This window comes from Streptomyces sp. NPDC021562 (assembly GCF_040640875.1).
Lineage (GTDB): Bacteria > Actinomycetota > Actinomycetes > Streptomycetales > Streptomycetaceae > Streptomyces.
In genome coordinates this window covers 1-9,215 of the sequence record NZ_JBFACN010000061.1, presented here as the reverse complement: position 1 = coordinate 9,215, position 9,215 = coordinate 1, and the positions used below count along the sequence as shown (strand labels likewise).

Annotated in this window: 9 protein-coding genes; 1 reads left to right on the top strand and 8 read right to left on the bottom strand. The window is 68.2% G+C overall.

Annotation, left to right across the window (positions count from 1 at the left end):
• Window positions 1–259 precede the first annotated feature (259 nt).
• Window positions 260–547, top strand: coding sequence for a hypothetical protein (locus tag AB0G52_RS40625; RefSeq protein WP_132894566.1), 288 nt, complete (start codon window positions 260–262; stop codon window positions 545–547).
• Window positions 548–777: 230 nt separating this feature from the next.
• On the opposite strand, the gene AB0G52_RS40620 is transcribed toward AB0G52_RS40625, so the two are convergent.
• From AB0G52_RS40620 to AB0G52_RS40585, 8 genes are all read right to left on the bottom strand, one after another.
• On the bottom strand, window positions 778–942 hold the full coding sequence (locus AB0G52_RS40620; protein WP_165939572.1) for a hypothetical protein: 165 nt from the start codon (window positions 940–942) through the stop codon (window positions 778–780).
• A 578-nt stretch (window positions 943–1,520) separates the two neighbouring features.
• Window positions 1,521–2,555: an ABC transporter permease gene (locus AB0G52_RS40615; RefSeq protein WP_132894570.1), complete on the bottom strand. Its 1,035-nt coding sequence runs from the start codon at window positions 2,553–2,555 to the stop codon at window positions 1,521–1,523.
• Between the two features lie 70 nt (window positions 2,556–2,625).
• On the bottom strand, window positions 2,626–3,600 hold the full coding sequence (locus AB0G52_RS40610) for an NAD(P)H-quinone oxidoreductase (protein ID WP_132894568.1): 975 nt from the start codon (window positions 3,598–3,600) through the stop codon (window positions 2,626–2,628).
• A 52-nt stretch (window positions 3,601–3,652) separates the two neighbouring features.
• Window positions 3,653–4,327, bottom strand: a complete 675-nt coding sequence (locus tag AB0G52_RS40605; RefSeq protein WP_132894564.1) for an acetate uptake transporter family protein — start codon at window positions 4,325–4,327, stop codon at window positions 3,653–3,655.
• Between the two features lie 100 nt (window positions 4,328–4,427).
• Window positions 4,428–6,746 (bottom strand): FdhF/YdeP family oxidoreductase, encoded by a 2,319-nt coding sequence (locus AB0G52_RS40600; RefSeq protein ID WP_132894562.1) that lies wholly within the window; start codon window positions 6,744–6,746, stop codon window positions 4,428–4,430.
• A complete protein-coding gene (locus AB0G52_RS40595) occupies window positions 6,743–7,243 on the bottom strand; it encodes a universal stress protein (RefSeq protein ID WP_132894560.1) in 501 nt (166 codons plus the stop codon). The genes AB0G52_RS40600 and AB0G52_RS40595 overlap by 4 nt, the downstream gene beginning before the upstream one ends.
• Entirely contained in the window at window positions 7,240–8,748 is a 1,509-nt protein-coding gene (locus AB0G52_RS40590; RefSeq protein ID WP_361344258.1) for an MFS transporter, read from the bottom strand. Before AB0G52_RS40590 ends, AB0G52_RS40595 begins: the two co-directional genes overlap by 4 nt.
• Window positions 8,749–8,843: 95 nt before the next feature.
• The gene (locus AB0G52_RS40585) at window positions 8,844–9,179 is read right to left on the bottom strand and encodes a carboxymuconolactone decarboxylase family protein (RefSeq protein WP_132894556.1); all 336 of its coding nucleotides are present in this window, start codon (window positions 9,177–9,179) and stop codon (window positions 8,844–8,846) included.
• Window positions 9,180–9,215: the final 36 nt, after the last annotated feature.

Genomic DNA, 9,215 nt, shown 5'->3' with positions numbered 1-9,215 from the left:
GAGCATCGCCCGCCACGCCCACGCACGCGCCGACAGGTGACGTGCGGTCCGCGACCGGCAGACCGGCTGGGCCTCTGGTCACGGACAGGACCGATATGACACGACCGGGCAGCTGCGCAGTCTTGTGCAGCACAGTCCGACCATGCCGGGTATGCGGTGGCTCAGTAGCGGTCGCACACCCGGTAGCCGTTATTTCGCTTGGGTTCTCATCGGGCTCCGGCTCGCGGTGCGTTCATCCGCGGCACATGGAAGGTACGACATGGCTTCAACGCACGACCATGCTGACCACACACACGGCGAAGGGTGCGGTCATGTGTCCTTCACTCATGAGGGGCACGTCGACTACGCACACGACGGTCATTTCCATCGGACCGTGGGCGAGCAGACGCACGAGTGCGCGAAGGACGGGCACGAACCGCATGGTGAGCATCCCCACGAACACCACAAGGACTGCGGCCACGTCGCCGTGCCGCACGGCGACCACGTCGACTATGTGCATGATGGGCACCGGCACGCTGCACACGGCGACCACTGGGACGATCACTGACCAGGATGCGACAGGCGTCGGCCGGTGAGTGGCACGCCAGTGCACCGCCGCGGATGGCCGCGATGTGACCGTGCCGGCCTTGCGTCGGTGTCCGTCACGTGACCACAGCCCGGAGGGTACCGGCTCGGGACAGGCATACAGAGCCCGTCCCGAGCCTCGGCACGTTTTAGACGGGGCTGCCCGGCACGACCACACCCGGTTCGGTGCGGTGGCAATCAGCTCGGGCTTTTTCACTGCGGATGCCTGACCTTCGGGCGCCGTTCGCGGGCCTCGCTGCCGCACTTGCACAGGATCCAGTACAGCGTCGCCTTCAGGCGCAGGTAGACACCTCGGTCGGGCAGCACCACGCAGATCCCGGCAGGCGCCGTGTCGACGCCCTCACTCGACCGGAACACAGCCGTGTCCTTCACCCCCTCGGCCGCCGTCAGGGCCCACGGATGCCGCCGGCGCTCCCGCTTCGGCCGCGCCGGGGCGGGAGACTTGTACGGTGCTGCCACAATGCGCCCGGCTCGGGCCGACCGAGCTCGGCGGATTCCTGCATCCGTCCCACCATGGACGACGCGGTTCCGGGCCTTGGCGCGGGCGGCCTCGAAGGCTCCTCCCACTGGCGACTACGGCGGCGTCGTGGTGGCGGTGGTGGTCGTCACCGCTTCTCACCCGTCCGTCTCGTCGCTGACGGTGGGGAGGCGATCCAACCGCGCGGAGGGTCTTCCCCGCACCTCAATGACAATGCGGGCCTTGTCCAACTCGACGCGAAGCTTGGCATTTCCGGCTCCGAGCGCTGCCCTCGCGCGGCAGCAGGGCACCGTTGCCCTGCCTGTCGAGCCTCTCGTGCTCGGCCAGGATCCTCGTCCCGCACTCCCCCGCGTACCGCCGCTGCCTGCTTGATCGGGGGCGCCTGCGGATCCGGGGCCCGTAGTCGTTGCTGCCGGTCACTCCAGCATTCGTCCTTCTCCAGCCTCGACTGGACAGATCACCCGGTAGGCATGGCTTGAGTCCCCTTGGTAGAGGGGGCGGGATAGCGTCTCCGGCGCCAGACCCAGGCGGTCGTGGCCGCAGCTGTGCACCACACTGCGAGGGTCAGAAAAGGCGTGACGTACTGGTGGTCGTTGAAGTACACGGCTGTGTGCTGGGCACTGACCGACGCGCCAGGGGGCAGCCAGCGGCCCAGCGATCGTGTCGGTTCGGGCAACAACGCCGGTGACACGGCTCCGCCCGAGGCCGGATTGCCGACCATGACCAGCAGGAGCCAGGTCGGGAGGATCGCCCATCGGCCGACGAGTACGTGGAACGCGGTGAACACCAGCCCGCACGTGAACATCGTGAAGGCAAGGATCGCCCATGACTCCACGGCCGGCAGGTCGAGGACGTGCAGCATCCAGTCAACGACTGCACAAATCGCCAGGGCGCCGAGCGCCGAGTAGCAGGCGATGGCCAGGACCCTCTCATGGAGGCGCAGCTGACCGGCGTGCGCGCTCAGCTGGGCGGCACCGATGAAACCGAGAACAACTGCCGCCAGGGTGATGTAGAAGATGGCGAGGCCCTGGGGGTCCCCTGCCTGCAAGGGACGCAGTTCGGTGGTCTGCAGGGACACACCGACCGCTTGAGCGGCAGCGGGAGCCTGTTGCTGCAGGACCCGGGCCACCGAGGCACCCGCGGCGGGGACCAGTTGCAGAGCCACATCATGGTCCGAACCCGTCTTGTTCCGCACCAGTGCGAAGACCTCTTGGGCATCGACGGCGCGCAGCGCAGAGGCTTCGTCCGGGTAGACCCGCACGGCCAGTTCTGTGTTGAGGCGGTCGTCCCAGGCGGTGATGAACCGCTCGTTGACCTTGTCGCCCTTCCATGTCCCCACCGGTACGCGGTGCGGTGTCGGATGGGCGAGGTTGAAGCTGTAGGAGCCGGCAAAGAGACCGGCCGCGACGGCAACGATGACAGCGATGACGATTGCCGGCATGGTGCGTCGGAACTCGTGCCCGGTGCGGCGCAGAACCCCGCGCCACGACATCCAGGTCACCGGGCCCGCCGCGTACCGGGGCACTGCGGGGCTGTGACGGGAAGGGGGATCACGAGGGGGGTCATACCGTCATCACCACTTTGCCCACCACGTTCCCCTCCGCCAGGAGCTGGTGGGCTCGTGATGCCTCGTGCATGGGCACGGTGTTACCGACAACCGGACGGATCCGGCCGTCAGTCACCATCGGCCACAGATCCGAGCGCACCGCATCGACGATCGCCGCCTTCTGGCGGTGGCTGCGGGACCTCAACGTCGTAGCCGCCAGGGATCCACGCTTCGCCATCAATTCACCGATGCCCAGGATCGTGGGCGAGACGTCCCCACCGATCATCACGATGCGCCCGTCTGGGGCCAGGCAGCGTATGTTGCGAGCCAGATAGGGCGCTCCGACGATGTCCAGAATGACATCCGCACCGCGCCCGTTCGTCGCCTTGCGGACGGCGGCGACGAAGTCCTCCTCGCGGTAGTTGATCGCGGCATCGGCTCCGAGCGCGACGGCCTGGGCCACCTTGTGCGGTGTTCCTGCCGTGGTCAGTACATGGGCACCGAGACCCTTGGCCCACTGAATGGCCAGGCTTCCGATACCGCTGGTTCCGCCGTGGACCAGAAACGTCTCACCGGGCTGCAGGCGGGCGAGCATTCCGATGTTGGAGTACACGGTGCAGGCAGCTTCTGGCAGGGATGCCGCTTCCTCGAAGGACAGCTCCGCCGGTTTCGCCAGCAGCTGGGTCGAAGGCACGGCAACGGCCTGGGCGTATCCGCCGCCGTTGAGCAGGGCGCACACCTCGTCCCCGACAGCCCAGCCGTCGACTTCGCTGCCGAGGACACTGATCGTTCCCGAGCACTCCAGACCCAGCAGAGGCGAGTCGTCCGGCGGGACCGGGTAGAGCCCCTGGCGCTGGAGGAGGTCGGCATTGTTGACGCCACTGGCCCTGATCTCGATGACGACTTCGCCGGGCCCGGGCTTCGGCCTATCCACGTCGGCCCACTCGAGGACGTCAGGCGGTCCGGGACACCGCACGACAGCGGCCTTCATCATTGTGTTCATCTCGTCTGCCTCATATGCGGAGTTGCTGTTCTGTCGCCGCTCAGGCGGCCTGATCCGTGCGCCGTTCGCGTTCGCCGATGGAGGACGTGAGCGATACGGGACGTCCCCGTTCGTGACCGAGGTGCCCCAGACGTGTTCCGGGGTCGGGCATGGTGGGGATGAGGTGTCGGCCCCAGGTGCTGTTGACGAGGCCCGCGAACGACGCATACCAGGCAAGGGCGGCGGTTGCGAACCCGAAGGCCCCGCCGACGCGGGTCACAGCGGTGGACTGCACGAACTGCGCCAGGGCCAGGAGGGTGAAGGTGATGGTCGCCGAGGTGAACAGAGCCAGCAGCGCCCCCGTCGTACGGAGCGTCGCGACGGTCAGGTACAGCGTCAGCACGGCCCACGGCAGGATGAACAATCCCGTGGCCACGTGCGCTTCGTCCGCCGGCAGGGTGTCGACGACGAACCGGCCGTACAGGGCATAGGCCATCCAGAAGGCGCCGTAGGAGCAGAAGGCGGTCGCGCCGAACGTGGATCCTTGTCTGAACTCCGCTGCGCCGGCGATCAGTTGGACGACACCTCCGAAGAAGAAGGCGAGAGGGAACACGGCGGGTGTCAGGGCAGGATCGACGCCGACGTAGAAGAAGCTCAGCATGAAGGTCGCCGTGCCGAAGGCGGCCAGGCCAACGGGCGCCGGTTCGGCTGGGGCGCTGGCGGACGGGGTGGACAAGGCGACTCCTGGAGGGTGCGTTCGGTTTGAGGGATAGGGGGCCGGAGGGGTCAGTAGCTTCCGATGCGGTCCCCGCCGGGGAACGAGGTCTGGCGTCCTGTCAGGAGGCATCCGTGCGCACGGCGGCCGCTGCGGCCGGAGTGATGGTGATCTTGACGTGTTTCATGAGGGGCTGGTCGCTCTGTGTGCTGTAGTCGCCGATGGCGCACAGGACGTTCATCTCGGGCATGTAGCCCGCTGCGCAGCCCTGCGGGATGTCGTAGGGGACGGCGAGGAAGCCGTTGAGGCCTCGTTCGGTGCCGTCCTTGGCGGTGGAGACGATGTCCACGGGGCCGAACGGGCGGATGCCGCGCTCCCGCATGTCTTCGGTGTTCATGAAGACGAGCGTGCGGAGATTCTTGATGCCGCGGTACCGGTCGTTGTCGGAGTAGATCGTGGTGTTCCACTGGTCGTGCGACCGGATCGTGGCCAGGACCAGTGTGCCGGTGGCCGGAAGGACGTCGGGCAGTTCGGCGTGCGAGAATTCTGCACGTCCTGACGGAGTGAGGAACACCCGTTCGCGTGCGGGTTGGTGGAGACGGAATCCCAGCGGCTGGCGCACGCGCTGGTTGAAGTCCTCGAACCCCTCCAGGGCCTGGGCCATCGTGTCCCTGATGCGGTCGTAGTCGTCCGCGTAGTCCTCCCAGGGGGTGGCGCTGTCGAGGAGTGCGGCGCGGGCCATCCCGGCGATGATCGCCGGTTCGGACCGGAGGGCGGGGGACGCGGGTCGCTTCATTCCACGGGACAGGTGCACCATGCTCATCGCGTCCTCGACGGACACGCTCTGCAGACCGCTCTTCTGGTGATCCTTCTCGGTTCGGCCGAGGCAGGGAAGGATCAGTGCTCGGCGGCCGTGCACGAGATGGCTGCGGTTCAGCTTGGTGCTGACCTGGACCGTCAGCTCGCAGTTCTGCAGACCGGCATACGTGTATGGAGTGTCGGGGGCCGCCAGGGCGAAGTTGCCGCCCAGACATACGAAGACCTTCACCTCGCCGCGGTTCATGGCCTCGATCGTGCCCACGGTGTCCAGACCGTGGTCTCGGGGCGGGGTGAAGCCGCACGCGTTGCCCAGGCGGTCCAGGAACGCGGGAGAGGGCCGGTGGTCGATGCCGCAGGTGCGGTTGCCCTGGACGTTGCTGTGGCCGCGCACAGGTGACGGGCCGGCGCCCGCGCGGCCCAGGTTTCCGCGGAGCAGAAGGAGGTTGACGATCTCCCGGACGGTGTCCACGCCGTGTTCGTGCTGGGTCAGCCCGAGGCACCAGCTGATGATGGTGCGCTCCGAGGCCAGATAGATGTCGGCCGCCTTGGCGATCTCGTCACGGCTGACTCCGGACTGGCGCTCGATGGTCTCCCACGATGTTGCTGCGCACATCGCGCGATAGACCTCGAAGCCGCTGGTGTACTGCTCGATGAAGGCCCGGTCGACGGCCGAGGGATCGACACGTGCGGCATCCAGGACGGCCTTGGCCATGCCGCGCAGCAGGGCCATGTCGCCGCCGATGCGGGGTTGAAGGTTCAGCGTGCTGGTAGGAGTGGCACGGAAGCGGGCCATCTCCATGAACTCGTGAGGGACGATGGTGCTGCCCGCGGCGGCCTCGATCATGGGGTTCACGTGCACGATCTGTGCTCCGCGCCGGTGGGCCTCGGCCAGGGAGGTCAGCATTCTCGGGGCGTTGGAGGCGGCGTTCACGCCGAAGACGAACAGTGCGTCCGTGGACTCCCAGTCGCTCAGGTCGACGGTGCCCTTACCGGTTCCGATGGATGCCTGCAGAGCCCGTCCGCTCGCCTCATGGCACATGTTGGAGCAGTCGGGCAGGTTGTTCGTGCCCAACTCCCGGGCCAGCAACTGGTACAGGAACGTACCCTCGTTGCTCAGGCGTCCCGATGTGTAGAAGGCGGCCTGGTTCGGGTCGTCGAGAGTGCGCAGCGCCTCACCGACCATGGCGAACGCCTCGTCCCATCCGATGGGCACGTACTGGTCACTCACCGGGTCGTAGGCCATCGGCTCGGTCAGCCGTCCCTGGTTTTCGAGGTCGAAGTCGGACCACTCCATCAACTCCGTCACGGTGTGCGCCGCGAAGAACTCCCGGTCGACCCGTTTACGGGTCATCTCCCAGGTGACGTGCTTGATGCCGTTCTCACAAATGTCGAGGTGCAGGCCCTTGCGGTCGTCCGGCCAGGCGCACCCCGGGCAGTCGAACCCGCCGTTCTCGTGGTTCATGCGCTGGATGGCGCGCGTGCCGGCCACCAGACTGTGCTCGCGCAGCAGGAACTGCCCGACGCTCTTGGCGGCGCCCCATCCGGCGGCGGGATGCGGATAGGGGCGACGCTGCGGCGTCTGGTCTGCGGACCCGGTGTCGTGGTCGTTGTCGGTGGTCATCGTGCTCCTTCTTCCCCCGGCTTGGGTGTGGGCCGCCCGGCGGGAGTCGGACCGGGAGGCAGGTCGTCGCCATGGATGATCAGGGTGGGGCAGGCGGCGTGCTCTGCACACGCGGCGCTGACCGAACCCAGCAGGAGCCCCGCGAACCCGCCGTGACCCCGGCTGCCGAGGATGAGCATCCTCGCCCCCGTGCCGGCAGAGAGGAGAGCGGCCGTGGCGGGCCCTTCGAGCACCGTGAGCCGAAGATCCGACGGCTGGTCGTCACCGAGTACCTCGGCGCAACAGGCTGTGAGCATGGCTCGCGCCTCCGCGACGGGGTCCCAGTCGTCCGCGACGCCGGTCCAGGAAGTGGGGTTCTGCCAGGCTGTCACGGCCTCCAGGGCGCTCCCGGTGGTCCGCGCCATGAAAAGCCCCCAGGCCAGAGCCCGTTTCGAGGACGAGGAGCCATCCACACCTACGACGATCCGGGGTGCGGGAGTGGGTACGGTCTGCGTCATCGGGGTTCGTCTCCCTTGTGTGCCAGGGCGCTGACCTTCGGCGAAGGACCGTGCCCGGACGGCCCACCGTGGCAGGCGTCGGCGCACACGTCGACGGCCGCGGAGCCGGTGCCGGGTGCGCGCCCCGGCACGGCCTCCGGCGCCGCAGGGGTTGTGGCCCCCGGGGGCCCGAATGTGCTGATGAGAGCCAGCAGCGCGAGAAGCATCACGGCGATCCCGTAGGTGTAGGCAGCCCTCTCCACTCCACCGCCGTACACGACGATCACTCCCGCCACAATGGTCGGGAGGCCGAAGCCCAGGTAGGAGATCAGATACATCACGGACAGCAGTCCCGATCTCTCGTGCGGTTCGGCAAGGGGGACGACGGTGCGTACGCCCCCCTGGAATCCGGCTCCGAATCCGACGCCCGCGACCGCTGTGCCGGTGAAGAACAACCCCGCCGATCCGATTGCGATGGCCAGCAGGGTGAGGGCTACGCCCGAGATCAGAGCCACAGTGCCGATCCGCATGGTGGTACGCGGTGCAGCGGAGCGCAGGACCAGAACGGTCAATGCTCCGCTGGCCGTGAGAGTGAACAGCGCCAGTCCGCCCAGGAGCGCTCCCTCACCGGTGACGACACCCCGGACCAGTGCGGGGCCCAGCGAGCCGTAGAACCCCGCCAGGGCCCAGACGGCCAGGACGACCGGAGCGACCCGCAGCAGCGGGCCGCGCGCCTGCGCCGGCACCGACCAGGTCACGCGCAGGGAGCGCAGCGCGCCCGGTGTGCGGGCCGCCGTCTCCGCCATGAGGACCACCCCGACGGCCTGCAGGACGTAGATGCCGAGAAGGATGTGGTAAACGAGATGAGTCGGCTGCGGAGCGTAGGTCACCAGCAGCCCCGAACCCAGGGCGCCAACGGCGGTCCCGGCTGCCGGCGTCACCGCGTTGGCGAGGGTTCCCGCGGAACGCCGGATGTCGATCATGCCCGCGCCGACGGCTCCCACGACCGTGCCCGTCGCGAGCCCTTGGAGGATCCTGGCGCACAGCAGAGCGGGAACGCCGTCAGCAGCCGCAAAGACCACGACTGCCACCGTCTGGACGACGATCGAACCGAAGATCACGGGCCTGCGGCCGACATGGTCCGACAACGAGCCGACGACGAGGAGCGCCAGCAGGATGGCCACCGCGTACACGCCGAAGATCACTGTGGTGGTGATCGGTGAGAAGTGCCACTCCTGCTGGTACGTGGCGTAGAGCGGGGTGGGCGCGCTGGCCCCCGCGAGGAAGAAGACCACCACCGAGGCCTGAAGGCTGAACGCCGACCAGGGACCCAACCGCCGGGGCGGCGGAACCGCCTGGCCCTCCACTGTCGTCATCAGGACTCCTGCTCTGCGGAACACGTGAACGCGATCGTCGAATTGATGGGGTCTGCGCTCGGTCCGGAAGCGTCGGTGCCCCGACGGCCGACGCTGAGATAGCCGAGGCCGGGACCACGGGCCGACCGTCCGGCCCGCGTCTGTCGTCATCGGGACCGCTGTTGCGCGGGACGCGCGGATGCGGTCCTCGATGTACGTGGAAGAGCGGGAGCGGGCGGTGGCCCGCGGACTCGGGGCGTGCGTTCTCAGTCCAGGAGCGTGCGGGCCGCGATGGCCGAGGCGCTGATGGCTGCCGGGAAGCCGGCGTAGAACGCGATGTGGGTGATGATCGCCGCGAGTTCGGCGTGGGTCACTCCGTTGTCGACGGCCCGCCGCAGTTGCGCGGGCAGTTCCTCGGGGCGGTAGAGCGCCACGACCGCGGCGACGGTGGCGATGCTGCGGTCCCGGGGACTGAGCGCGGGATCCGCCCATACCTGGCTGTACAGGGGATCCTCCACCAGCTCGGTCAGGGCCGGGGTGAAGGCGCGGGCCATTTCACGCGGCGACGCAGGGGTGGAACGCGCGGCGGGCTGCGTGGTCACTGTGCGCTCCGTGCGTGGGCGTGGCGGGCGATGCTG

Bases quoted from the DNA above. Each gene is read 5' to 3' on its own strand.
- AB0G52_RS40625 (WP_132894566.1), top strand. From the start codon at position 260: ATGGCTTCAACGCACGACCATGCTGACCACACACACGGCGAAGGGTGC.
- AB0G52_RS40600 (WP_132894562.1), bottom strand. From the start codon at position 6,746: ATGACCACCGACAACGACCACGACACCGGGTCCGCAGACCAGACGCCG.
- AB0G52_RS40610 (WP_132894568.1), bottom strand. From the start codon at position 3,600: ATGAAGGCCGCTGTCGTGCGGTGTCCCGGACCGCCTGACGTCCTCGAG.
- AB0G52_RS40615 (WP_132894570.1), bottom strand. From the start codon at position 2,555: ATGTCGTGGCGCGGGGTTCTGCGCCGCACCGGGCACGAGTTCCGACGC.
- AB0G52_RS40590 (WP_361344258.1), bottom strand. From the start codon at position 8,748: ATGACGACAGACGCGGGCCGGACGGTCGGCCCGTGGTCCCGGCCTCGG.
- AB0G52_RS40595 (WP_132894560.1), bottom strand. From the start codon at position 7,243: ATGACGCAGACCGTACCCACTCCCGCACCCCGGATCGTCGTAGGTGTG.